This is a genomic window from Terriglobales bacterium (genome assembly GCA_035691485.1).
In the GTDB taxonomy this organism is placed as follows: domain Bacteria; phylum Acidobacteriota; class Terriglobia; order Terriglobales; family Acidobacteriaceae; genus JAIQGF01.
This window is the reverse complement of sequence record DASSIZ010000047.1, coordinates 1-24,569: the sequence shown is the minus strand read 5'-3', so window position 1 is coordinate 24,569 and position 24,569 is coordinate 1. Positions and strand designations below refer to the sequence as shown.

Below are 24,569 nucleotides of genomic sequence, written 5' to 3'. Positions count from 1 at the left end.
CTGATGCCTCCATCCGCAGCATCCGTGCTGTAGAATTTCCGGCAATGGCCGGATTCGTGTTTCTGCGGGTCTTTGCCGTCTTGCTGCTGGTCGCGGCCAACGCCTTCTTTGTGGCCGCCGAGTTCGCTCTGGTCAGCGTTCGCGATACCCGCATTCAGCAGCTCATCGATGCCAACCGCGTCGGCGCCCGCACCGTCCGCAAGCTGCACGAGCGCATGGACGATTTGCTCAGCGCCGTTCAGCTCGGCGTTACCCTCGCCAGTCTGGGCCTGGGATGGGTGGGCGAGCCCACGCTGGCTGCCTTAATTCAACGGCCATTGGGCGGCGGCGATCACCCCACCGTGCTTGCCCACACCATCGCCGTCACCATTGCCTTCATTCTCATTACGTACTTCCACGTTGTCCTCGGCGAGGTGGTGCCGAAGTCGGTGGCCCTGCAGCGCGCTGACCGCGTCGCGCTCGCCGTGGCTGCGCCCATGGACTTTTTCATGACCGTGGCGCGTCCCTTTCTGCGCATCATGAGCGCTTCCGCTCGTTTCGTGCTGCGCAGCTTCGGCGCCCGCGAGATACGTTCCTCCGGCGTCCATTCCCCCGAGGAGCTGAAGCTGATGGTCACCTCCGCGCGCCGTTTTGGCATCGTGCCCGCCGTCGAGGAAGACATGATCGTGCACGCGCTTGAACTCGGCGAGATCACGGTGCGCCAGGTGATGGTTCCGCGCCCGGGAATTTTTTCTCTTCCCGCCGACATGCCGCTGGAGCAGGCGCTGGCGCGCGTGGTCGAAGAGATGCACTCGCGTGTGCCCGTCTTCGACCCGCAGAGCGGTCCTGAACACATCATCGGCCTTCTCTATAGCAAGGACCTCACGCGCTGGATGCGCCTGCGCTATACCAAGCCGGCCTCCGATCCCGCCTTGCCGCGCCTGGCGCGCATGGTGGTGCGTGACATCATGCGCGATGTGCTGGTGGTGCCTGAAACCAAGCCGCTCACCGACTTGCTCATCGAATTCCGCCAGCGTAAACGCCATCTTGCCGTGGTGGTCGATGAATTCGGCTCCACCTCGGGCGTCATCACCGTCGAAGATGTTCTCGAGCAACTCGTCGGCGAAATCGAGGACGAATTTGACATTGCGCCGCAGCCCCTTCCGGCCGGCGCCACCAGCATGGTGCTGGAAGGCGCGGTCAATATCCGCGACCTGGAAACGCAGTACCACGTCGTGCTCCCCTCGGATCAGGGCTTTGAGACCCTCGCCGGGTTCATGCTGGCGGAGTTCCAGCGCATTCCGAATCCGGGCGAGTCGTTCGAGTTCGGGGGACGCCGCTTTACCGTGCTGGAAATGGAGAACCGCCGCATTGCCCGCGTGCTGATCGAGGCCGTCGAACCCCGGGCCGCGCAGCAGGCAGGAGACTAGGAATTGTAGTCGGGTAGTATTTGGTCGACCGTGCGACGAACCAACGACCGGCGACCGACGACGAACGACTAACGACGAACGACCAACGACCAACGACAGACTACTAACAACCACGACGATGTTGCGGTTCCTATTCACGCGCCTGGCCTACACGCTTCCCGTCGTGTGGCTGGTCGTGTCGGTGGTCTTTCTCCTGATTCACCTCGTGCCCGGAGACCCCATCCAGCAGATGCTCGGCGAAGGCGCTGCCGCCGCCGATATCCAGGCGGCGCGCCATGCCTATGGCCTCGACCTGCCCCTGCCGCAGCAATACCTGAATTACTGGAAGGGTGTATTGCGCGGCGACCTCGGCCAATCGTTGCGCTTCAATCAAAACGTCGGTCGTCTCATCGCCGAGCGCTATCCGTTCACACTCAAGCTCACCCTGGCGTCCCTCCTTGTCGCCCTTGTGCTCTCCATTCCCGCTGGCGTGCGCTCCGCGCGCCGCCGCAACCGCTGGGACGATCGCGCCATAAGCTTCATCAGCCTGCTGGGGCTCTCATTTCCGAACTTTGCCCTCGGCCCGGTGCTGATCTTGTTCTTCGCGGTGAATCTCGGCATCCTGCCTGTCTCCGGCAGCGGCACCATGGCGCACCTGGTGTTGCCGGCGATCACCATGGGCGGCGCGCTGGCGGCCATCCTCACCCGCATGGTTCGCACTTCGATGGTGGAGGAGCTAAGCCAGGATTACGTTCGCACCGCGCGCGCCAAGGGTCTGCCGGAAAGCACGGTCGTATACCGCCACGCGCTGCGCAACGCCATGGTCCCCGTGCTCACCGTCATTGGTCTGCAGTTCGGCGCGCTGCTGGCGGGCGCTATCGTCACGGAAACCATCTTTTCCTGGCCCGGGATCGGCCGCCTCACCATTCAGGCGATCAACACCCGAGACTACTACTTGGTGCAGGGCTGTATCCTGGCGATTGGATTGACCTATGTTGCCGTGAATTTCCTTACCGACCTGCTCTATTCGGCGTTCAATCCACGGATCCGGCAATAAATACTGAAAGCCCCTCGTATGACTGTTCCCGAAGTTGCCAATGCTCTCGAGGTCAGCGGCGGTAGAAATGGCCGCCTTAGTACGGTATCCAGTCCCCATAACTCAGCGAACGACCTGAGGAAATCCAACCGCCCTTAAAGTGTTAAAATCCACCTCAATCGGCACAAATGAATACGAGAATTTTCAAACTCCTCGCCGGGGTTCCCAGCTTGCTCGCCAGTCTGTTATTGCTGGCTGCGTGCGGCAAATCCGGACCCAGCACCACCGAACCGGTCAAGATCGGCGTGATCACGTCGCTGACCGGCAGCAACACCGCTTTCGGCCAGGCACACAAGGCTGGATACACGATCGCCCAGAATGAGATCAACGCCGCCGGCGGCGTAAATGGCAGAAAAATTCAGCTGATTTATTACGACGACCAAAGCAAGCCCGACCGTGCAGTGCGCGGTGTTTCCAAACTGGTGGACGAGGATCATGTCCCCCTCCTGCTGGGCGCCTATTCCAGCGAGAGCACGAGCGCGATTGCTCCGGTGTTGACGGCGAAGCAGGTTCCGCTGATTATCCCGACGGCGGTGGCCGACAACATTATGAAAGCCAATTCGCCGTGGGTGTTTCGCGTGTGCGCGGGTTCGGGCGAATATTCGCGGTCCACGCTGGATTTCCTCAAGAACAACGGCAATCCCAAAACCCTGGCCATCGTGTATGAGAACACCACGTTCGGCCAGGCGAATCGCAATTCCATGTCGGTTGCGGCGAAGGCGGCGGCGCTCGACGTCGTTGCCGAGGAAGGGTACCAGGCCAAGTCCCCCGGCTACGAGGCGCTGTTACAGCGCATCAAGGCGCGGAATCCCGAAGTCATCTACTTTGCCTCGTACCTGTTCGACGCTAATGCGCTGATGCGCCAGGCGGCGCAGGTGGATCTGAACACCAGGTACTACACCTCGGCTGGAACCGGCTTCGCCGCGGCTGAATTTCCCACCGACAAGGGCGCGGGAAAATATGCGAATTACACTTTCTCGGTTTCGCAGTGGCTGCCCATGGCGAAGTGGGCGGGTTCGAAGGAATTCGACGAAAAGTATTTGCAACTGACGAGTACTCACCCGGCGTATCACGCCGTGGAAGCGTACGCCGCATTGTTGGTCGCTGCGGACGCAATTAAACGCAGCGCGTCAGCGGAGCCGGCGGCAATTCGTGATGCCATCCGCAATACGGACTTGCCCCAGACCGCTTTTGGCCCCATCAAGTTTGACGCGCACGGCCAAAATGCGCACCCGGTGCTGATTACACAGGTTCAAAACCAGCAATATAGAGTCGTGTGGCCGCCCGACGCCGCTGAAGCCAAGCCCATTGTGCCCACGCCGACCTGGGCCGAACGTAGTTCGGAAGGGTCGAAGCAATGAAGCAGTCCGAATCCAACCCAATCGCCAATTCAGTTACGGTCTATTGGAGGCCCCTATGACGGAAACTAGCGCTCTCGAAAAACCAGCCTGGTTGTGGTGGATTGCAGTGGCGTTCATCATGTTGGGCGCCGCCGGCATAGGTGCGTACGCGACGTACCACCGTGCCGACCGCAAAAGCGCGGTCGCCGCCGCCGGACGCCCGATACTGTGCCTCGCCGGCGCCAACACCATTGGGACGAAATTGGCGCCGTCACTGGCGCAGGCTTTCTTGCAGCAAATCGGCGCCACCGAGGTCAAAGTCCTGCCTGGTTCGGCCTCCGGCGTAGCCACGGTACAAGGGACCCTTCCCGGAGCAACGTCACCCTCCTCCATTGAAATTGACGGTCGAGCGAATTGGGTCGCCTTTAATCGTCTGGCGGATGGCTCTTGCGACATTGGCATGTCGGCGCGTCGCATCAACCAGGAAGAGATTACGAACCTTCCTTTCATGGGCGACATGACTTCGCCCTCCAACGAGCATGTGCTGGCTTTGGATGGCATTGCCATCCTGGTGAATAGCGCTAATCCCGTTGCTTCTCTCAACACCGAGCAACTCGCCGGAATCTTTTCCGGCACAATCACAGACTGGTCGAAGGTTGGCAACACCAAGGGAACCATAGTGCTCTATGCCCCGTTCGCGAACTCCGCGACCGAAGATGGATTCCGGTCCCTGGTGCTCGGCGGCGGAACGGTAGCGCCCAGTGTGAAACGGACAAAGGACATGGCTTCGGTTGCCACGGCCGTGGCCGCCGATCCCATGGGCATCGGATTCGTGGGCTCCGGGTTCATTGGCAGTGCTCGTGCGGTCCCCGTCTCGGAGCGTGGCACCACGGCTCTGCTGCCCAACCGCATGACCATTGCGACTGAAGACTACCCGCTTACGCGCCGTATGTACCTCTACACTGCGGCCAAGCCGGCAAATGATTACGTGAAACGCTTCGTGGACTTCGCGGCATCGAAGGCCGGCCAGGATCTTGTCGCCTCCGCTGGCTTCGTTCCGCAGAACGTGACGGAGGAGACTCCTGTCGCCACGCCACGGTTGGCTCCCGTCGAATATAGCCGGATGACCCGTGGGGCAGGTCGGCTATCGCTGGACTTCCGTTTTTTGCCCGGAGGCGCAGCGCTGGACAACAAGGCGATCACGGACATCAATAAGGTCGTCGATTTCATGGGCGACATGGGCTACGGCGGAAACAACATTCTGCTTTTCGGCTTCGCCGACAACACGGGTAATCCGCAATTCAACGTCGACCTCTCCCAGGCGCGCGCCTATGCCGTAGCGGAACAGTTCATTCAGCGTGGCCTCAAGCCAGGCCTGGTGAAAGGTCTTGGCGACAACCTCCCCGTTGCAACCAACGACACGCCGGAAGGCAGGGAGCGGAACCGGCGAGTGGAGATCTGGCTTAGGAAATAAAGATGGCTTCCGGATCGGATCCAGCAGGTGCGTGCCGGACGACTCCTGCAGCCAATCTTCTCTTGTACGACCTGCAGACTTATCGAATTGGCAAATATTGGGTAGGGCACGGCTTTAGCCGTGCCGCACAGAATCCCTGTGTCATCCCGAGCGAGCACGACGGAGTGGATGCGACGGAGTGCGAGTCGCGGGAGCCTGCGTTTCCGAAACTTCCGAAACGTCCGAAATCTTCAGGGTCGCTTGCGGAGGGCGAACTTGATGGAGATCATGGTTTCTACCGCCACCGGTTCACCGCCGAGCCGGTACGGTTCGTAAACCCACTGCTGCACCGCCGCGATCGCGGGCGCGGCCAATTCGTCTGGTCCCCTCACGAAATTCACGTTCGTCACCCGGCCTTGCTTGGTGACAATAGCAGTGAGCACCACAGACCCGCTGACGCCTCGGGCGCGCGCGGAGGCCGGATAAGCCGGTTCGACCATGTGCGCCAGCTTCCCCGGCTTGAGTTGCGGTGCGGTACCGCTCACGTTGGGCCCTGCTTCCGAGCCGGAAACTGAAAGGGAATTCTGCTCGACCGTGATTTCGGGTGTCCCTGCCGATGCTTCTCCCGGCTCGGTCGACGATGCCACGCTAGCCTTGCTTGACGAGGATGCTACAGGTTCTGCAGGCGGTGAATTGCGACTCCCGCCGACCATGTACAAACCGATGGCAAGCATCGCCAGCGCGGCCACGCCGATGCCAATCTTGGCCCTGGAAGATAGGGAACTCAGTGCCAACGGTGAAGCGGCCACCTCCTCCGCTGGCGGCTCTACTGCGGGAGCGGCGGTCCTGACATCATCCGGTTGCTTTCGAATCTCGGTGACCCGCGCTGTAGGCTGCGATGCGCCGGGTGCAACCGTGGGCGCCGGGCTTACACCCGCACTATAGCTCGAAATCGGTGGGGCGCCGGGAGGCTTACGTTCGAGTCGTCTCCCGTCTGCTACAGACGCTGTGGAATCTGCTTGAAGTGGTTGTGCCGGCGCACTTGGCTGCGGTTGTGCGCTGCCGTGGCTGAGCACCATCGCAATCCCTTTTGCCATGCGGGACAATTCATCCCGATGCCGCGAGCTAAACGCTCGCGGCTTTGAAGACATGACTTCCAGGATTGCCTGCAGGCGGCCGTCCGCCAGCACCGGCGCGATGAGCACCGACCGGATACTTAATTGCTGGCCCGCTTGGGCGCCCACGCGAGGATCGTTCGCGGTGTCGTCGCACTGCACCAACTGGCCGGTCCGCAGACAGACTCCCGAAAGACCGGAATCGGGCCCCAGCAGCACGCCCACATCCGGCGCATTGCCCGCCTTGGCGCAGCAGCACATGGCCGAACTATTGCCGATGGCAATGGCGGCGCCATCGGCGCCCGTGATACGGGCTGCCTCCTCAGCCGCCAATTCCAGGGCAGTTAGGGTGTCAAGCCGGGGCACATCTGCGGTACGCACGGTAGGCCTGTTATACAACGCCAGAGGTGAGAAAAAAACAGGTATTGCACCTGATTTTTGCCTCTGGCAGGCCGCCAACCCTCGCCAGAGCGCGTGCAGCCCACGATGGAAATTTCCTGCAGTATATATGCTGCCCTCATCGGCGTTAGCGGAACCCTGCGTCGTTAGCGATTTTGAAAGACTGAGGATTGGCCGGAACACTGCAAGCTGCGCGGCTATTCGAGCCCCGACGTCATAACGCTGCAGTTGCAATGACGAATCATCGGTAGCGGTCCGGGTGGGTTCTTACTACCGCTTCTGGTCCAAGCTTATTTCCGGCGCCGTCGGCTGCGCCAACTGCGGATCCTTCGAATCGGAGCGCCCTGAGAAGGCGTCTCCATTCTCCATCTCGATCCATTCTTGAATCGCGTAATAGTCTTCTCGCGGGTCGAAGCGCAAGCCGGTCAGAGCATTTCTTTTCCACCATACGACTGCCCCGACGCTTAGGCGACAGCCTGTGGGCAAAGCGAATGACAGTTGAACCGGTTGTCCCAACGAAAGGTGGTCTCCGTCTTCCAGCGACATACCTTTTGTGCCCAGCTGTACGCTGCGTGCGTTGAAGCTGAAGTCCTGTCCTTCCACCTTGACGTCGGTAGCTAAAGCTGCACGTGGATGCTCACGAGGCGGCCCCAGGGGGTTCTTTGAGGCTCGGGCCGCCACCTTGCTCGGCAGCAAAAGCGAGAACTTGCGTAAGATTCGCTTCACTGGCATTGGATTCGTTGTGACTTTATTGCGTGCGGAAAGAGTAGGGAAGAGCACGTTAGTGCATAGGGTAAGTAACGGTTGGATACCCGGGCGGCCCTATGGCTAAAAATAGTCGGTCAAAGGGCTAACCCATCGAGCTAGTTCCTCTTGGTAATTGCGTGCCGCACCATTAGCGGATAAGTTGGCGCTCGAAAGTTTGCGGGTCGAGGAATCGCGCCGCGCCAAACAGCGCAGGGCCGTCCCTCCCCACAAGCCGCCCGCAAGGGCGGCTTCTCTTTTCTGACAACCGTCAACTGGTTAACTGGGCGCGAAACTCGCCGCTACACCGTCGGACCGGCTGCACCAATTACGGGTAATTGACCTCGAAGCCGACTGAACGTAGCTTTAGCCCAGCTCATATGCTGCCCAGACTGTTTAGGCTGCTCTTCGAATGCAAGCACAAGTTTGGGTTCCCGGTCACCAATCCCGGGAGCCACCGGACTTACCAGGTCTGCATCCGGTGCGGCATGGAGTACGAATATGACTGGGAGCATATGACTCGGCTTAGCCGTATTGAGCAGAATTCTGAGACTCCCGACCTGCTCGACGCGCACAAACCCTCTCCAAAAATTTCTGCTAAGCCTGTGGAATCGGTAGCCGGCTATCGCAAGATCTTGTGAGCGGGCTGGCCTTTACGGCGCAGATTGCACCAAGCGATGCGGGCAGTACGCTTGCGGGCAACGCAACTGCGCCGCCTCTGCCAGGAAATCGAACTGGCCTTCGTACAGCGGCACGTCGTGGGCAGGGCAGGTTAGAAATGGCGGGTCCGGCATTGGACTGCCGTTCATCATGTCGAAGTAGCCAATCGTGGCGTCATACCAGCGGCCGCAACCCGCTTGCCAGCATAGGTAACCGTAACCCTCGAGCGCGACTCCGTTATCTTCGTAAGCTGCAAATGACATCGGGACGTGGTGTCGGTCGCATAGAGGAGCGGTGGTAGCGCGGAAGAACACTGATCACCTTCCGATTGCTTGCAGTGGGCAGGTTCAAATTGCCATGATTCCACGCCGGTTCCTATTAGCAAGCCGGGCACCGGGCCTTCAAGCAATCTCAGGATTCAGCAGGCAGGGTGAAGGAAAAGACCGAACCATGTCCCGGTTGGCTCGTGACGTTGATGTTGCCGCCATGTAATTCGACAATCGCCTTCGCAATCGACAGCCCCATGCCCGTGCCCTGGATCGAGACTCTTTCGTTGCGCCCGCGATAGAACTTCTCGAAGATCATGGACTGCTCCACTTCCTCGATGCCCGGTCCGTGATCGGCTACCGAGGTGACCACTTGTCCGTTCCGCAGCTCGGCCGTGACGTGAATCGGCGTATTGGGCGGGGAATACTTGCTTGCGTTGTCCAGCAGTTGCGTGAGGACCTCCGCGATTCTCTTCACGTCCATGCGCAGAGCCGGAAGATCATCCGGAGCATTCACCTCAATGCTGTGACGCTCCGTAGCTTGTTTCGACTCCTGCAAGGCCAGCTGGATCGCGTCGCGAATCGAGTGTGGCTCAAAATTGAGCTCGACCTGGTGCGCATCCAATTGCGCAACTTCGGCTGCCTCTCCAACCAGGTGATTGAGCCGGTCGCTCTCTTCATTAATGACGGTGGCCAGCTCTTTCAGTTGCGGTTTGTCCAGTTCGACCTCGGATAACAGGGTTTCGGCCGATGCTTTGATTGCGGTCAGGGGGGTGCGGAATTCATGCGTCACCGAATCCAGCAGTAAGGAGCGGAGCCGGTCACTCTCGCGAGTCGCTTCCGCCTTGGTCAGCTTCTCCATCGTGGTCGCGCGCTCGATGGCGATAGCAATCAGGCTGCCGATGGCTTCCTGCGTCTCCCGGGAAACATTGCAGCCCACCAAGCCAAGACTTCCGATCGGCCGCACTCCCATCCGGATGGGCATGTAGCAGAGGCCATTCTTTCGATCCAGCACCGGCTCACCCCTGCCGCTGACAGCCTGGAGCTGTTCCAACGGAATCGCGGCTTGGACCACGATGTCGGAGTAGTAAGTCTTCTGCTTGTTTTCAAAGTAAATGGCGGTTCCCACCACTCCGAACGACTCCACGATGAAACTGGGTACGCGGTTGAGCAAACCGAACACGTTTTCCGTGCCCAGTAATCGCTGGCTGAAGGCGTACAGCCGTTCTACCTCCTGGCGCCGTTGGTTCGATTGCTGCGTCTCACGCCGTGCCCGCTCCGACAACTGACTGCCGATGATCGCCGTGACCAGGAATGCAAACAATGCGACCCAGTTCTGCGGATCAGCGATGGTGAATTTGAGCACCGGCGGAAGGAAGAAATAGTTGTAGGCCAGGGTCGACACGATCGCCATGAACAGTGCCACGCGCAGTCCCCAGGCTGCGGAAACGGCCAGGACCGCCATCAGGAACGTGAAGCCCACCGTCGTTGGATTTACCCGGATCAGCCGGAAATAGACCCAGACGATTATCACCACGATGGCCGCGGCGGTGATAAAGCGCAGGATCTGTGCCGGCCTTTTCACACGCAGGATTGTAGCCCATCCGACTTTTTGGGCCGCGCTGGATGAGCCCAACCATGCCGCGGCTCTACCCGGACCCTTTGCGTTGCCACGCGAAGATTGAACTGACCGCAAAATTCCAGACCGAACTGACGATCACACCCGTGATGGCTGCCAACACCCAGGGCCACGCATGTCCGAAAGCGAATTGCGCAACCGTAATGTTGGTCAGCGCGCCGAAAGAGCACGCGAGGTAGAAGACCAGCAAGCCGCGCAGCATTTTCCACCCGTGCAGGCGGGCGTCGCGGAAGGTGATCGTGTTGTTGAGGAAGAAATTCCACGTCATCGCGACCACCGTCGCCACCGTCTGCCCGATAAGGAACTGCGCATGCAGCACTACAAACAGGAAGGACAGCACGGCCATGTGCACCAACAGTCCGCTGCCGCCTACCAGGAGAAACATCGCAAAACGCACCGGCACCAGACCATGGGTAAGCTTGTCAACGACGAGGTACAGGTATTCGAACCCGACATTGACATCGAGCTTGCTTTCTCCGTGTTGGCGCAGACCGAAGGTGTAGGGCACTTCGGCAAGGCGCAGCTTGCGGTCGGCCGACGCAACAATGTCCACCAGGATCTTGAACCCGGTGTTCGACATTTTTCGGACCACCTCGAAGAAGCAGGAGCGGGTCAGCATGAAAAATCCGCTCATCGGGTCCGATAGTCGCGTTTTGCAGACAACGCCGCTGAGCTTTGCCCCAAAATCGCTGAGCAGCGCACGTTTCCTGGCGAAATCGCCCTTGCTGCCGCCGCTGGCGTTGCGCGTGGCGACTACCAGGTCGACATCGCCCCGCCGGATCGCCGCCAGCATCACCGGCAGGATCGACTCATCGTGTTGCAGGTCCGCATCCATTACGGCCAGGAAGCGTGCGCTCGTTGCCAGCATCCCCTCAACGCAGGCGGAGGCGAGGCCGCGCCGCCCGATCCGTTGCAGCACGCGGAGTCGGGGCTCGCGGACGCCCAACTCGCGGACCACGTCGGCGGTCCCGTCCGGCGAGTCATCGTCCACGAAAATCGCCTCCCAGGAAACTCCGTCAAGCGCGTTTTTTAAGCGTTCCACGAGCAAAGGGACGTTACTCCGCTCGTTGTAGGTGGGAATGATCACCGCCAGTTCCAAGGTCTGGCCCGTCATGCCGGTAGTAGCTCCGTGTTCAACGCCAGGGAAACTGGCCAAAGCGTCTTCTCCTCCTACCATGTTGTTCGTTTCACCGCCCATCGGAAACTTCGGCGCGCTCTACCTATCAGGCAAAGTATAGGGCTTCAGGCCTGCAGCCTTGAGCCTGCACATGCTTGCAGGATTGTAAGCACTGTCGGCCAAACTGTAACAGTGCCGGATTGTAGCCCACTTCGAATTAGCAAGATGTGGCCTGATCGGACGCCCGAAGCGCTGGAAACGCGGATGCGCTGCGCCGATCGACTGTCGACGTGCAATTTTGACCAAGGAATGGACCCGAGCGGCCGTCGCCCTCGCCCGCGGCGCCCGCACGCCACGAATCTGCAATTTTCCTTTAAACCTTTCAGGCCCTCGCCTCTTCCAATTACAATTCGGCTGAATTTCTGGCTTGCGGGCGGAGTTCCGGCGCAGATTTTGCGACGTTAGGTATCATCACTGGGCCAGATCGCTTTCATGCTTATGTTCCTGCCGCGCAAGCTGGGAGCAATTCGGCAATCGTTGGCTAAGCCCTCCCACTGAAATGGGTCTTGCTCAAAACTCGAAGCTGAAGCGTCCGGTCATCCCGGTGTTCATTGCCACCACCGTCATGCTGAGCTTCATCAGCTTCTGGCGGGTGGCGGCGGTAGTGCTGGCGGATTTGGCCTCCTCCGCCTATTACGTCGGCGGCGATGCCGAGAAGGTGATTGGCAAGAGCGCGCCCTGGTTCATCCTCGCCGTAATGCTGTTCAGTTATGCCGTCCGCTCCGTCTACATCGAATCCAGCAGCATGTTCGTGCGCGGCGGCGTGTACCGCGTTGTCAAGGAAGCTCTCGGCGCCACTCTCGCCAAGATGTCGGTTTCCGCGCTGCTCTTTGACTACATCCTCACCGGTCCGATCAGCGCCGTATCCGCCGGCCAATACCTCGGCGGCTTCGTCCTGGAAATTTCCGTTTACGCCGGGCACGGGGTGCGCTTTAACGAAGATCACTTCGCCGCCGTCTTCGCCGTCATAGTCACCATCTATTTCTGGTGGAAAAACATTCAAGGCATCCACGAATCCAGCGACAAGGCCATGCAGATCATGAAAATTACCACCGTGATGGTGGTCATTCTCATCGCCTGGTCGCTGATCACGATCTTCAGCCGCGGCGCCCATATCCCGCCCTTGCCATCGCCCAGCAATTTCAAAATGGATAAGGAGGCATGGGGCTGGCTGCATGGCACCTGGGCGCAGTCACTCACCTGGCTTATCTTCCTGGTGGGCTTCGGCCACTCCGTGCTGGCCATGAGCGGCGAAGAAACGCTGGCCCAGGTCAACCGCGAAATTGAGAGCCCCAAGCTTAAGAACCTCGAACGCGCCGGTCTTGTGATTTTCCTCTACAGCCTGCTTTTTACCGGGTTGGTCTCCTTCTTCGCGGTCATGATCATCCCCGACAATGTCCGGCCCGACTTCTTCGCCAACCTCATCGGCGGCATTGCCATGTATCTTGTCGGCCCGCCCCTGCCGAAGCTGATCTTCCACGCCTTCGTGGTCCTGGTTGGCGCCCTGATCTTGTCGGGCGCGGTGAACACCGCCATCGTCGGCGCCAGTGGTGTGCTCAACCGGCTGGCCGAAGACGGTGTACTGATGCCTTGGTTCCAGCGGCCGCAGAAGCGCTACGGCACCAGTTTCCGGATCATTAATCTCATCGTCGGCCTGCAGGTTCTTACCATCATCGTCAGTCGCGGCAACGTCTACTTGCTGGCGGCACTGTACGCCTTCGGCGTGATTTGGAGTTTCGCCTTCAAAGCTCTCGCCGTGCTCGTGCTCCGCTATACCGAGCCGGAAAATCGCGAATGGAAGGTCCCGGGGAATCTTCATATCGCCGGGCGCGAAATTCCGCTCGGGCTCGTCGGAATAGCGCTGGTATTGTTCGCCACCGCGCTGATCAACCTCTTCACCAAGCAGGAGGCGACCATCGCCGGCGTCGCTTTCAGCCTGGTCTTCTTTGCTATTTTTACCGTCAGCGAGCGCTATACGCTGCGCCGTCAGGAGGGGAAGCACCACGCGCTGGAGCAGTTCCGCGTTTTCGCCGATCCCGAGCTCGATACCCAGCAAGTGCGCGTCCGGCCCGGCAACGTACTGGTTCCCGTCCGCGATCCCAGTCTTTACTATCTTCGTGACATCCTTCGTCGCACCGAGACCGCCAAGCAGGACGTTGTCGTCATGACCGCCCGGGTTACCCCGCGCGAGCACTCCTTCAGCGGCAACCGCATGTATGAGGCCAAAGAGATTTTCGACACCTACGAGCAAGAACTGTTTTCGCGGGTCGTGGCTGTGGCGGAGAAGGAAGGGAAGCCGGTGTCGCTGCTGGTCGTTCCCGGCGCCGACGTGTTTGATACGATCCTGCTCACGGCGCAGCGATTGGAAGCGGCGAAGCTGGTGTGCGGCCTCTCCACCAAGCTTACCGCCGACGAGCAAGCCAAGCTTACCGGCGACGCTTGGGAACGGCTGCCCGAACCCAAGCCGCGTTTGACGCTGGAAATCATCTCCCCCGACGGCAGCCGCAAGGAATACCTGCTCGGACCTCACACTCCGCGACTGCGCGACGAAGACCTGGCATTGCTGCACGACCTATGGCTTCAGCTCACCACCGACCCACGCTACTCCGGCCTGCACCACTACGATTTGGTTGGCCTCGCGCTCAAGGAACTGAAACGCGAATTGACCGGCCCTGATCGTGATCGCCTCATGGCCCTGCTGCAGCAGGAACTGGATGGCCGGGTCGGCAACCGGCCCGACAATGGGTAACCCGCCCGACCATGAAAGTAGCGGCGCCACCAATTGAAATCTGCTCTCACCTGATAAGTTGGCCCGCTTTTGACGGGTCGCGGCTTTAGCCGCGCCTTTTGCCACTACCTCTTGAAATCCTGAGTCCCGCCGGAACGGCAGTTTCCCTTCCGGATATCGGTTGGAGCGCGCTCGCCCTCGAGCGCGACTCCGGCAGGCACGACGGTTCATAGCCCGGCACCGCCTGCCCTGAGCAAAGCCGAAGGGTGAGTGCCGGGAACGCAGTCATAAACAACCTGAGTCCAGCGCGGCAGTTCATAGCCGCCACCTAAGTGGCGGGAAGCCTGTCCGAGGGACCACACGAACGAGCGGCCTGCACGTGCTTGAGCGCGAGCGCAGCGAGCCCGGCATGCTTCGCCAGCCCAACGCGTTAGCGTTGGGTAGGATTCGCAAAACCAAGCCAGCCCGAGCGAACGCGAGGCCGACACGTTTTTGTTGAGGACGACAGCCCGAAACACGCTGCGATCAACACCAAGACATCCGGCCGCGCAGCGGCGGCACAATGTGTAACTCTGGGGCGCAAGAGAGGGTCATACGGTTACATCAACTCCACCGCAGGGACGTCAGAACCCAGCCCGGCGCCTGAGTGCCGGGAAACTGCACGTACCAAGACTGTATCTCCCTCTCCTCTAGTGTCAGCGGTATCGTGTCTCAGGCGAGGCCTTTGCATTGCCGGTTCGGGAGGCTTACGGCCAAGTGGACCGTTACATTTGTATTCACGGGCACTTCTACCAACCGCCCCGCGAAAATCCTTGGCTGGCCGCGGTTGAATTTCAAGCGTCCGCCACTCCCTACCACGACTGGAACGAACGCATCTGCGCCGAGTGCTACGCGCCCAACAGCGCCTGCCGCATTCTCGACGACCAAGGGCGGATCGCCAGGATCACCAACAACTATTCGCACATCAGCTTCAACTTCGCTCCCACGTTGCTTTCCTGGCTGGAAGAGAAAGCGCCTTGGACTTACGAGCAGATCCTTGCCGCCGATCGCCTGAGCCGCGAGCGCTTCTCCGGCCACGGCGCCGCGCTGGCGCAGGCCTACAACCATCTCATTCTCCCCTTGGCCAATCCGCGCGACAAATACACCCAGGTGCTTTGGGGCATGCGCGATTTTCAGCACCGCTTCGGACGTGATCCCGAGGGCATGTGGCTGCCGGAAACTGCGGTGGACCTTGAGACCTTGGAGTGCTTGAGTTCCCTGGGCATCAAGTTCACCATCCTGGCTCCGCATCAGGCGCTGCGCTGGCGCAACCGCCCGTGGCAGGATTGGGTGACCTGCGACGGTGGCGCGATCGACCCCACCCGCGCTTATCAATGCAACCTCAGCTCCGGCCGCTCGATCAGCCTCTTCTTCTATGACGGACCGATCTCGCACGCCGTGGCTTTCGAAAAATTGCTCTCGAACGGCGAGAATTTCGCCCGTCGCTTGATGACCGGTTTCAACGACGCTCGCACCTGGCCGCAGTTGATGCACATCGCCACGGACGGCGAGACCTACGGCCATCACCATCCGCGCGGCGACATGGCGTTGGCCTACGCGCTGGAGTACATCGAACGCAATCACCTCGCGCGCATCACCAACTACGGTGAATTCCTTGCCCTGCACCCCGCGACGCAGGAAGTCGCGATTGCGGAGAAGACCTCCTGGAGTTGTTGTCATGGCATCGAGCGCTGGGAATCCGATTGCGGCTGTAACTCCGGCACGCACCTCTCCTGGAATCAGCAGTGGCGCCGCCCTTTCCGCGATGCCCTGAATTGGCTGCGCGATCATCTGGCGCCCCTCTACGATTTGGAGGCACAGCCGTTATTGCGCGATCCCTGGAGCGCTCGCGACGACTATATCCGCGTCGTGGTCGATCGATCTCCTTGGGTCGCCGATGCTTTTCTTGCCCGCCATGCCGTTCCCGGCTTGTCGCGCGAGCAGCAGGTACGCGCCCTCAAGCTGCTGGAATTGCAGCGCCACCTCATGCTCATGTTCACCAGTTGCGGATGGTTCTTCGACGAGCTCACCGGTCTTGAAACGGTGCAGTCGCTGCAATATGCGGGCCGCGCCCTCCAGCTCGCCCGGGAATTGCTGGCCGTGGACCCCGAAGAACAATTCCTCTGTCGCCTGGAGCAGGCTTGGAGCAACCTTCCCGCCTGCGGCAGCGGACGCCAGGTTTACGAACGCTTCGTTCGGCCGGCCATGCTCGATCTGGAAGGAGTCGGCGCGCATTACGCCATCAGCTCGTTATTTGATGGCTACCGCGGCCGCAGTTACGTTTACTGCTATAGCGTCGACTTGCTCGAATCGCGTGTGCTCGAGTCGGGGAAAGCCCGGCTCGCTCTCGGCCGCGCCGACGTCTCTTCTCGTCTCACCCGCGAGCAGTTGACCCTCAACTTCGCCGTACTTCATTTCGGCGATCACAACCTCACTGCCGGGGTTCGTCCGTCATTGCGCGAGGAGGAATTCCGCGGCCTCGTGACGCAGGCCACACGCGCTTTCCAGTCGGCCGATTTGCCTGAGTGTCTGCGCGTGCTCGACCGCCATTTTCCCGGCGCGGCTCATTCCCTGAAGTCGCTGTTCCGCGATGAGCAGCGCCGCATCGTTTCGCAAATCGTTAACTCCACCCTGGGCGAAGCCGAGTCCGTCTATCGCCAGGTTTACGACCAACACGCGCAGCTCATGTGTTTCCTCTCGGACTTGCAGATGCCGTTGCCTGGCATCTTGCGCACCACCAGCGATTTCGTCCTGAACCGCGGTGTCCAGCGCGCGCTGACCGATCATGACGTTGACCTGGAGCGCATCCGTGCCCTCATTGAGAAGGCCTCGCGCGACCGCATCCAGCTCGACGTTCCCGCTCTGCAGTTCGCCATTCGCGAACGCCTGAATGCGCTGGCGGATCAGTGGTCGCAGAAGCCTTACGATCGTGACTTGTTGGAAACCGTCTCCGCCATCGTCTGCTTGGCCCGCGTCCTGCCGTTCGACGTGGACCTGTGGAAGGCGCAAAACGTGTATTACCGGCTGCTCCAGGAAGTATCCACAAACGCGCTGGCGCATGAGATCCCGGGCGCCTGGTTTGAGCACTTTGTGCAGTTGGGCGACCGCCTGGGAGTCACGGTCCCGGATGGCGCTTTTTCATGTCCGCTTCTCCCGGATCACGTGGGACCGCCACCCTTGCACAGCGACCACCCTGGTTCCGGCTTTGCTCACCTCGCCTCCCCTTCGCAGCGCCCCTGCATATAAGAGAACCGGCTAGCACCGGACGCAACGCCCAGGTACCCCCGGTCGGTCAGCTTTTCGCATACCACTTGATGTTTCTTGTTGCACTCTTTTGGGGCAGGGGTATGATGCACAGATCGAAGTGCAGGGGAGCTCACCCAGATGTTGGCCCGTGTCGTCGCGTTTTCGGCTGCTTCCGTTGCCGCTGCCGAGTTCACAAAGGTCGTCGAAGAAACAGCGCTTCGCGACCGCTCGGGATGCATTGCCACGCTCGTACAAATTCGTGGACAAGCCGTGATGGAAGTGAGTATTTGGGAGTCGGCGTCGGCTGCTGAGCACTACAGCAGTGAATGTTATTCAGACTTGCAGAGGATGCTGAGGCCCTATCTCAAGTGTGACTCCAAGCTCTACACCTTTGATGCGCCGGGTACGAACCGTTCCAACATTCGAACCCGCGCCGCGCTCTCAAGAACAACAGACTCTTTCCGCTACGCACGAGCCGGCGTCTTTGCCACCACGCGATCATACGCATTTTCATCGCGGCGGCGTTCTAGCTCAACAAGTTGAGGAGTGAAAAGTTTCTGTCGGGCTCGCCTTAGACTGTGGGCACCGGTTCCAAACGGTCGATCTCCACTGCCATCCCATACTGCCCGCCTTCGGACTTCGAGCGAACGATCCGCCCGTGACAACAGACCATCCCGCTTACCGGCAACCCCACCTCTTCCGGCAGCATAAGCAGAATGTCGATATCGCTGCCAACTTCGACCTTGGCATCGGTGAAACAGAATAAACCTCGTTGGCTGATGTCCTTGGTCGATGCGGCGATCCGGTGCTCCGCCGCAGCGATAGTCGCCGGGGCTTCAAAGCGAATCCGCTGCTCGCAGCGTCGTTCATTGCGGGTGGTGTCAGTCATCGCGCTCCTGCCTCAAACTGCTCAGCATGCAATTGAAAGTTCTGTGACCTCAGCGGCACCGCGCCGGGTTCTCCAATCAGCTGGGCGCGGAGCGCGCGAACCTCCCTAGGCTCTGCCGACCACAATTTACAAAGTGAGTGTATCCTAGCGTCGAAGCGGAAGCTTCTTTAAACTTTTGCTAATCACAGCACAATTGCTGCTGGTGGCCCTTCGCGCGTCGGCGTCGTCGGCCCGGAATTTCCCATCGTGTTAACCGGCGACTGTGCTTATTTCTGCCTGATCTCGGTGATCATCGCGAAGCAGCAGAACGGCGCTGGCTCGGCGGGTTGCTGTTCCGCTTGCTCCGGCATTACGACCCCACGATGTGCCGGGCATTAAACCTCTGGATTGGGCGTGTCGTCAACCTGCTTCGTGAATCCTACGAGAACCCAAGCCAACTCCCGCGCCTCGCATGAGCGCGCGCGACCGCGCAAGTCGGGCTGAACCTCTGGTTGGTTCAGCCGCAACCTTGTGGCAAAGATTTTATTTTGTGAGTTGGACCGGACTAAATTTTCTTGACGTCTTTCGCCTGCGGTCCCTTGGGCCCCTGCTCGGTCTGGAACTCGACTTTGTCTCCTTCGGCCAACGACCGGAAGCCGCTGCTGACGATCGCGCTGTGATGAACGAAGACGTCTTTGCTTCCGTCATCGGGGGTGATGAAACCGAATCCTTTGGAATCATTGAACCACTTTACCGTTCCTTGCATGGTGCTCTCCTAACCCAGCAGATGATACTTCGCGCCCTTAGCACGGCGCAAGCTATAGCCAGAAAAGTCAAAAGATAAGAGCCTGGAGCTAAAAGCTAAAAGCTAAGAGCTGGAAACCAGGAACTGGAAGTTAGAGACCAGAAACTAGAGGCTTTCATTCCATGTGGGAAATGAGTGGAAATCTCCGCTAAACACTGCTGCCTTAGCGCCCTCGGATTATCTTCCACTGCACCGATGTTGGGCGTTGACTGCTTTTGGTTCAGTGTTACTATCCCGCCCGTCGACGGTCGAAAGGGTTGGCTTCAATCATCGGTCGCCAGTCCAAAGTAGACTGAGTGGTCCGCCAGGCGAGGCAACTCGTCGAGCGGCCGGACCCGAAAAAACCGACGGATACTGCGAGGTTCCGTTGGGGTTCGGTACTGCGAAAGCAGTGATCGCATCAAGGGGCTGTGACGGTACATGCGTCCACGTCGTTAACTCCCTCGCAGGAGTTGGCGGCTAGACCATAACCAATGTCATAGCCCTTTTAATTTTTTGTCGCTAGCCTCGCTGCATCATCGCCACCCGCGACCTCTGGCAAGCCCAAACTTGCAGCCGACGCCAGCGGCTCGTCGACTTCCCTACTTTCAGCGACACCATCTTTACAAACTTTTACTTCTATCCGGAGACTTTTCCCTCCCGCCTGCGTCTAATTAATTAACCAAACGGTTAATTATTGTGGGGACGAATAGGTTCGCATTCGTGAGGAGAAAGCATATGAAAAGCAACGCGAAATTTGCGGCGATTCTGTTGGCCGCGATCATGAGCCTGGGCGGATTGGCGCTGGCTGACGCAGCCAGCGACGCTGCCCTGCAGGCCAAACTCGCTGCCGAACTGCAGAAGAAATCCGAGTTCAAGAATGTGCAATCCAGCGTGTCCGATGGCGTGGTCACGCTCCAGGGCACGGTTGACTCCTACAAACACAAGCTCGACGCGGAGAAGAAGGCGCGCAAACAGAGCCACAACGTACGCGACGAAATCAGCGTTGCCGGACCGGAAATTTCCGACGCCGCGCTGCGCGACAAGCTGGCGAAGAAGCTCGCCTACGACCGCGTCGGCTACGGCAACGTCTGGAACGTGCTCACCGTCGGAGTCGACAACGGCGTGGCCACCGTCGGCGGGGAAGTCCGCAATCCGGTGGACCGCGAATCCGCGATCGCCGAGGTCGTCAACACGCCCGGCGTGAAGGGCGTGGTGAACCAGGTGAAGGTTGCGCCGGCCTCGTTCTACGACGACCGGGTGCGCTTCAGCGTGGCGCGCGCCATCTATCGCGATCCGGCGCTCAGCCGCTACAGCCTGGATCCACAGGCGCCGATCCGCATCGTGGTCGACGGCGGCCATGTCGGGCTCTACGGCGTCGTCATGGACAACTTCGATCGCAACGTAGCCTTCATCCGCGCCAGCGCGGTCCCAGGCGTGTTCTCAGTGGAGAACCACCTGCAGACCGACAAGGAAGTCGCGCGCTAGCGTGAGTACCAAGTAGCGGGCACTGACTACTGATGACGGGTTAGCCGACAACCGAGAACCGTCATAAAAATGCACGGCCGAAAGGGCCGCGCTTTTTTTTGGCGACTCGCTAAACTGCACCAGGCGCCTGGCACCAGGTACTCGGTACTAGCTACTCTTCTCACGCAACGTTCTTGTTCTCGTCATCCAGGTACTCGGCGGGAACATCGTCCTCCGGCACCTGGCGCGTAGTGACCTCCGAGACGTCGGGGTCCTCGGCGTCTTCCACGCCCTCGACGAGGCCGGCCTCCAAGGCGTTTCCTTCCTCGACTAACTCCTCGACGCTTTCAGAATCCGCGTCGGGCAGGTTCGAAATCTGCTGCGTGTCGCCGGATTGCCCGGCGGAGTTGGGTCCCAGTTCGTCGTTTTCGCGGTTCTTAGCCATGAGGTCGCTCCGCATGTTCAGATGCGCTCCGCGACATCGTCGTCGGGCCTAAAAACCGGACGATCGGGACGGCATAGGTGCTCCTTTGGTGGTGAGCGGAATCAGCGAGTTAGGTCCAGATAACCTGAGGTTTTGGGCAGGTAGCCTGGGGTTTTCGGTCTGACTGGCGGCGGGGAGCGGAGGAAGAAGCGGCGACGAGTTGCGAGCAATGGCAAGAAGACGGAAAAGGAAACCGAGATTCCTTGCGGGCTGAAGCCCGCTCGAAATGACAAGTCTCCGAAAAAAGCATGCTTTCCAGGGCTAAAGCCCTGCGCGGCCCGAGACGCTAAAACGAAGTCTCTCGCGGGGTTCTGGGAGGAAGAATGTTTTGCACGGCGGAGAGAGGTTTGCCGTCGGAGGCGCGGTGGATAGAGACCGGACCGTTCACATTTTTCAGCTGGATGCGGACGGCGCCGGAGCCGAGCCGCCCGGCGAGGGAGTGGCCGACATAGCGACCGTCGTCGACGGGAAGTCCGAAGTCGTTGCTGATGCTGCCGTGCACGGTGCGAACGTGGACTTCGGCGTCGGTGTCCGAGGGAAGAGTCACGGCGACTTCGCCGTTGACGGATTTGAGCGCGACGTCACGCGCATTGTCGGACTGACGATTGGCGGAAATGACGGGTCCGGAAACAGTGTCGAGTGTCACTTCCAATGCGCCATTGATGGTGGAGAGATCAGTGCGGCCGCGGAGGCCGGAGGCGCGCAGATTTCCGTTGATGCAATGCGCGTCGACGTCGCCGGTGACGTTCTGGATGTCAAGATTGCCGTTGATGAGCTTGATGCCGTCGAGGCGCGCACTGGCGGGCACAGTAAGGGTGTAGTCCACGGTGGCGGGGTTGTGGATGGGGTCGTCGCTGCTGTAGTTGAGCTCGTGCCCGTCGTCGTAATGGGTTCTGATGTAGATAGAGCTGGGGCTGGCGTCGACCTCGATTTTGGCCTGGTCGAAGCGCTCGCGAGTCCCGGCGTACTTAAGGGCGTCAACCTTGACCTCGTTGCGGTCCCAGGAGCTGATCTTCACCCATCCGTTGATGTTCTTGAGCTGGATGCTTCCGCCCGGTGTGAGCGTGTAGGCGTGGTGGAACTCCTCTTGAAACGCCGATGACGTTTGCGCATTGGCGGATACGGCGGCAACAGCGCCGAAGAAAAGGCCAAGAATGATGGAGCGGTCCAGTTTCATAATGCCCCCCGTACGAGGGGTTGGACGAGTGGAAGAGGGAAGGGTGAGCGAGAGAAAACAAGGGCTAGGGCTACTGTTTAAACGGTGACTGCAGTGGCGGAGGCGATTTCGTCGAGGATACGGCGGGCGGAGGCGGCAGGGTCGGGGGAAGCGGTAATAGGTCGTCCCACGACAATATGGCTGGCGCCGGCGGAGATGGCTTCGGCCGGGGTGACGACGCGCTCCTGGTCGGCCTTGGCGTTGCCGGCGGGACGGATGCCGGGGGTAACGATGGCGAAGCCGGTGCCGAGTTCGCGGCGGATCTCCCGGACCTCGCGAGCGGAGGTAACCACCCCACCGCAGCCGGCGGTGCGGGCCAGGGCAGCGAGCCGGAGCGCCTGGTCGATGACCCGCCCGGAGACGCCGATTTCGGTGAGATCCTCGTCTTTGAGGCTGGTTAGGACGGTAACGGCCAGGATCAGGGGGCGCGTAGCGGCGGAATTGATTCCCCCGGACGGACTCAAGGCCGTCGCTACAGAAGCGGTGGCCGCGGCTTCGACGGCGGCCCTGAGCATCCGGAGGCCGCCGGAGGCATGGACGGTAAGCATGCGGACACCGAGCTGGGCGGCCATGCGGACGGCGCTGGCGACGGTATTGGGGATATCGTGGTACTTGAGGTCGAGAAAGACATCACGGCCGGAGGCCACCAGGTCGCGTACGATCTGGGGTCCTTCGGCCGTAAATAACTGCTTACCTACCTTATAAATCTGGGCCGAGTCGCCAATCGTTGCCACGATTCTTCGAGCCTCGGGGGCACTGGGAACATCAAGGGCAACAATCAGGCGCTCGCGGGCGTCGGCCATGCCTGCCAGTTTAAGGCATAAAGGCCTGAGATTGTGCGATTTCCGGCGCCGGCTGGACGATATCCAGGCGCACGGGCTGTATACCCGCGCCGCTCATGCCGATCTGCCGGGCCGCCCCGTAGGACAAGTCGATGATCCGGGCCGAGGGCACGGGGCCGCGGTCGTTCACGCGGACCACTACGGACTCGCCGTTGTGCAGGTTCGTTACCCGGACAATGGTTCCCAAGGGCAGATGCCGGTGGGCGGCGGTGAATTGGTACATGTTAAAGGTTTCGCCGCTGGCGGTTTGTTTTCCGTCAAATTGGTGGCCATACCAGGAGGCGGTGCCGACCTGATAAGGCTTATGCGGCTTCAATCGGGGCCCGGAGGCGTTGCTTTGGATCGCGTGCTCTAATGGATCGGGGTGCGTGTTCGTTCGGGGTGCCGCCTCCAGGCCGGTGGCCAGTAAAACGGCCGCCAGGATGTAAGACAGTACTCGTCGCATTGTCACCTCGCGCGTTCTATAGTCGTCCCTCCCCCGAGAAACGATCGTTAAAGGCTAGCAGACGAGGGGGGAAAGTCAACCGGGAGCCCCAGCCAGAGGTAACTTGGAGTCCCGAAATGAGACAAAACGGCGTGGCGAAGAGGCGCGGACAGGAGGCCGAAAGGAAGCAGTTACCAACCTGATTCCCCCTGCTGTCTAGGAGTTAGAAGCGACCTTTTGAGGGGTAGTTGGCCGGTCAGAAGGCCTTTCTGGCTGGTATCAGAACGAGACGGGCATGTACCGCCGTAACACCGGTGTAAACTCCTGCCATGCCTGAAACCAGACCGATAGTGCTCAGCATCGCCGGATACGATCCGTCGTCGGGGGCGGGGGTCACGGCAGACATAAAGACGATCGCCGCCCATGGTTGCTACGGGGTGACCTGCATTACAGCCCTCACGATCCAGACAACGCAGGGGGTCAAGAGGGTGGAAGCGGTCCCGGGACGCCTGGTAGCCGAGACCCTGGAGGCTTTGGCGGGGGATGTGGCGCTTTCGGCGGTCAGGATAGGAATGCTGGGGTCGGGAGATGTGGCGGAAGCGGTAGCGGAGTTCCTGGGGAAGCGCCGGCTGAGGAACGTGGTCTTGGATCCGGTGCTGAGGGCTTCGTCGGGGCTGGACCTGCTGGATGAGCGGGGGGTGGGGGTGGTCAGGAAGAGGCTGCTCGAGCTGGTGGACGTGATCACGCCTAATCTGAACGAGGCGGCGGCGCTGAGCGGGGCGGAGGTTTCAGACCTGGCTGGCATGAAGCGGGCGGCGGCAAGGCTGCACGAGATGGGAGCGCGGGCGGTGGTCGTAACCGGCGGGCATTTGAAGTCGCCGGTGGACGTTTTGAGCATCGGCGGAAAAGTAACTACGTTCGCCGGTAAAGGCATTGATTCGCAGTCGACGCACGGGACAGGATGCGCGTTTGCCACGTCGCTGGCATGCAATTTAGCGCGCGGATTCGAGCTGAAGGATTCAGTGAGCGCGGCGGGACAGTATGTGAGACGCGCCATCGAGCGGGCGTACCGCGTGGGAAAAGGGAAAGGGCCGCTGCATCATCTTTATGGGATGAGGGAAGCATGAGTCAGTTGCCAGTGGCGAGTCAAACGCAACTCCAACGCTCACGCTATCCCGAAAAACCGATTCCTCA

General features: G+C 60.2%; 19 protein-coding genes. 8 read left to right on the top strand and 11 right to left on the bottom strand.

Going from position 1 to position 24,569, the window contains the following annotated elements; all coding sequences use genetic code 11:
* Positions 1–44: 44 nt before the first annotated feature.
* The 4 genes from VFI82_05845 (at position 45) to VFI82_05830 (ending at position 5,298) form a co-directional block, all read left to right on the top strand.
* The gene (locus VFI82_05845) at positions 45–1,409 is read left to right on the top strand and encodes a hemolysin family protein (protein HET7184186.1); all 1,365 of its coding nucleotides are present in this window, start codon (positions 45–47) and stop codon (positions 1,407–1,409) included.
* 118 nt (positions 1,410–1,527) lie between these two features.
* Positions 1,528–2,445: an ABC transporter permease gene (locus VFI82_05840; protein HET7184185.1), complete on the top strand. Its 918-nt coding sequence runs from the start codon at positions 1,528–1,530 to the stop codon at positions 2,443–2,445.
* Between the two features lie 167 nt (positions 2,446–2,612).
* On the top strand, positions 2,613–3,845 hold the full coding sequence (locus VFI82_05835; GenBank protein HET7184184.1) for an ABC transporter substrate-binding protein: 1,233 nt from the start codon (positions 2,613–2,615) through the stop codon (positions 3,843–3,845).
* 55 nt (positions 3,846–3,900) lie between these two features.
* A complete protein-coding gene (locus tag VFI82_05830) occupies positions 3,901–5,298 on the top strand; it encodes a phosphate ABC transporter substrate-binding/OmpA family protein (protein HET7184183.1) in 1,398 nt (465 codons plus the stop codon).
* A 230-nt stretch (positions 5,299–5,528) separates the two neighbouring features.
* Here the strand turns inward: VFI82_05830 and VFI82_05825 are convergent, their stop codons facing one another.
* From VFI82_05825 to VFI82_05805, 5 genes are all read right to left on the bottom strand, one after another.
* Positions 5,529–6,773 (bottom strand): TonB family protein, encoded by a 1,245-nt coding sequence (locus VFI82_05825; protein HET7184182.1) that lies wholly within the window; start codon positions 6,771–6,773, stop codon positions 5,529–5,531.
* A 288-nt stretch (positions 6,774–7,061) separates the two neighbouring features.
* The gene (locus VFI82_05820; protein ID HET7184181.1) at positions 7,062–7,517 is read right to left on the bottom strand and encodes a PilZ domain-containing protein; all 456 of its coding nucleotides are present in this window, start codon (positions 7,515–7,517) and stop codon (positions 7,062–7,064) included.
* A gap of 671 nt (positions 7,518–8,188) precedes the next feature.
* Positions 8,189–8,458 carry a hypothetical protein gene (locus tag VFI82_05815; GenBank protein ID HET7184180.1) on the bottom strand — a complete coding sequence of 90 codons (270 nt, stop codon included), beginning with the start codon at positions 8,456–8,458 and terminating at the stop codon, positions 8,189–8,191.
* Positions 8,459–8,606: 148 nt separating this feature from the next.
* Entirely contained in the window at positions 8,607–10,046 is a 1,440-nt protein-coding gene (locus tag VFI82_05810) for an ATP-binding protein (GenBank protein ID HET7184179.1), read from the bottom strand.
* Positions 10,047–10,110: 64 nt separating this feature from the next.
* Positions 10,111–11,214 carry a glycosyltransferase family 2 protein gene (locus tag VFI82_05805; GenBank protein HET7184178.1) on the bottom strand — a complete coding sequence of 368 codons (1,104 nt, stop codon included), beginning with the start codon at positions 11,212–11,214 and terminating at the stop codon, positions 10,111–10,113.
* A 562-nt stretch (positions 11,215–11,776) separates the two neighbouring features.
* Here VFI82_05805 and VFI82_05800 point away from each other — a divergent pair.
* Both VFI82_05800 and VFI82_05795 read left to right on the top strand, forming a co-directional pair.
* A complete protein-coding gene (locus VFI82_05800; protein ID HET7184177.1) occupies positions 11,777–14,026 on the top strand; it encodes an APC family permease in 2,250 nt (749 codons plus the stop codon).
* A 735-nt stretch (positions 14,027–14,761) separates the two neighbouring features.
* Entirely contained in the window at positions 14,762–17,290 is a 2,529-nt protein-coding gene (locus VFI82_05795) for a DUF3536 domain-containing protein (GenBank protein ID HET7184176.1), read from the top strand.
* A gap of 571 nt (positions 17,291–17,861) precedes the next feature.
* On the opposite strand, the gene VFI82_05790 is transcribed toward VFI82_05795, so the two are convergent.
* Positions 17,862–18,179, bottom strand: coding sequence for a PilZ domain-containing protein (locus VFI82_05790; protein HET7184175.1), 318 nt, complete (start codon positions 18,177–18,179; stop codon positions 17,862–17,864).
* A gap of 544 nt (positions 18,180–18,723) precedes the next feature.
* Positions 18,724–18,924 (bottom strand): cold-shock protein, encoded by a 201-nt coding sequence (locus tag VFI82_05785; GenBank protein ID HET7184174.1) that lies wholly within the window; start codon positions 18,922–18,924, stop codon positions 18,724–18,726.
* 756 nt (positions 18,925–19,680) lie between these two features.
* Between VFI82_05785 and VFI82_05780 the strand changes: the two genes are divergently transcribed.
* On the top strand, positions 19,681–20,430 hold the full coding sequence (locus tag VFI82_05780) for a BON domain-containing protein (protein ID HET7184173.1): 750 nt from the start codon (positions 19,681–19,683) through the stop codon (positions 20,428–20,430).
* A 160-nt stretch (positions 20,431–20,590) separates the two neighbouring features.
* On the opposite strand, the gene VFI82_05775 is transcribed toward VFI82_05780, so the two are convergent.
* The 4 genes from VFI82_05775 to VFI82_05760 form a co-directional block, all read right to left on the bottom strand.
* On the bottom strand, positions 20,591–20,854 hold the full coding sequence (locus VFI82_05775) for a hypothetical protein (protein ID HET7184172.1): 264 nt from the start codon (positions 20,852–20,854) through the stop codon (positions 20,591–20,593).
* Between the two features lie 325 nt (positions 20,855–21,179).
* On the bottom strand, positions 21,180–22,070 hold the full coding sequence (locus VFI82_05770) for a hypothetical protein (protein HET7184171.1): 891 nt from the start codon (positions 22,068–22,070) through the stop codon (positions 21,180–21,182).
* A 77-nt stretch (positions 22,071–22,147) separates the two neighbouring features.
* A complete protein-coding gene (gene pyrF / locus VFI82_05765; protein HET7184170.1) occupies positions 22,148–22,912 on the bottom strand; it encodes an orotidine-5'-phosphate decarboxylase in 765 nt (254 codons plus the stop codon).
* A gap of 10 nt (positions 22,913–22,922) precedes the next feature.
* Complete coding sequence (locus tag VFI82_05760; protein HET7184169.1) at positions 22,923–23,396, bottom strand: septal ring lytic transglycosylase RlpA family protein; 474 nt, start codon at positions 23,394–23,396, stop codon at positions 22,923–22,925.
* Between the two features lie 308 nt (positions 23,397–23,704).
* Between VFI82_05760 and thiD the strand changes: the two genes are divergently transcribed.
* A complete protein-coding gene (gene thiD, locus VFI82_05755; GenBank protein ID HET7184168.1) occupies positions 23,705–24,502 on the top strand; it encodes a bifunctional hydroxymethylpyrimidine kinase/phosphomethylpyrimidine kinase in 798 nt (265 codons plus the stop codon).
* The last annotated feature ends 67 nt before the right edge of the window (positions 24,503–24,569 follow it).

Excerpts from the sequence above, each read along its gene's own strand:
- VFI82_05845 (HET7184186.1), top strand. The coding sequence starts at position 45 with ATGGCCGGATTCGTGTTTCTGCGGGTCTTTGCCGTCTTGCTGCTGGTC.
- VFI82_05840 (HET7184185.1), top strand. The coding sequence starts at position 1,528 with ATGTTGCGGTTCCTATTCACGCGCCTGGCCTACACGCTTCCCGTCGTG.
- VFI82_05835 (HET7184184.1), top strand. The coding sequence starts at position 2,613 with ATGAATACGAGAATTTTCAAACTCCTCGCCGGGGTTCCCAGCTTGCTC.
- VFI82_05830 (HET7184183.1), top strand. The coding sequence starts at position 3,901 with ATGACGGAAACTAGCGCTCTCGAAAAACCAGCCTGGTTGTGGTGGATT.
- VFI82_05815 (HET7184180.1), bottom strand. The coding sequence starts at position 8,458 with ATGTCATTTGCAGCTTACGAAGATAACGGAGTCGCGCTCGAGGGTTAC.
- VFI82_05805 (HET7184178.1), bottom strand. The coding sequence starts at position 11,214 with ATGACGGGCCAGACCTTGGAACTGGCGGTGATCATTCCCACCTACAAC.
- VFI82_05800 (HET7184177.1), top strand. The coding sequence starts at position 11,777 with ATGGGTCTTGCTCAAAACTCGAAGCTGAAGCGTCCGGTCATCCCGGTG.
- VFI82_05790 (HET7184175.1), bottom strand. The coding sequence starts at position 18,179 with ATGACTGACACCACCCGCAATGAACGACGCTGCGAGCAGCGGATTCGC.
- VFI82_05785 (HET7184174.1), bottom strand. The coding sequence starts at position 18,924 with ATGCAAGGAACGGTAAAGTGGTTCAATGATTCCAAAGGATTCGGTTTC.
- VFI82_05780 (HET7184173.1), top strand. The coding sequence starts at position 19,681 with ATGAAAAGCAACGCGAAATTTGCGGCGATTCTGTTGGCCGCGATCATG.
- VFI82_05775 (HET7184172.1), bottom strand. The coding sequence starts at position 20,854 with ATGGCTAAGAACCGCGAAAACGACGAACTGGGACCCAACTCCGCCGGG.
- VFI82_05770 (HET7184171.1), bottom strand. The coding sequence starts at position 22,070 with ATGAAACTGGACCGCTCCATCATTCTTGGCCTTTTCTTCGGCGCTGTT.
- pyrF (HET7184170.1), bottom strand. The coding sequence starts at position 22,912 with ATGGCCGACGCCCGCGAGCGCCTGATTGTTGCCCTTGATGTTCCCAGT.
- VFI82_05760 (HET7184169.1), bottom strand. The coding sequence starts at position 23,396 with ATGCGACGAGTACTGTCTTACATCCTGGCGGCCGTTTTACTGGCCACC.
- thiD (HET7184168.1), top strand. The coding sequence starts at position 23,705 with ATGCCTGAAACCAGACCGATAGTGCTCAGCATCGCCGGATACGATCCG.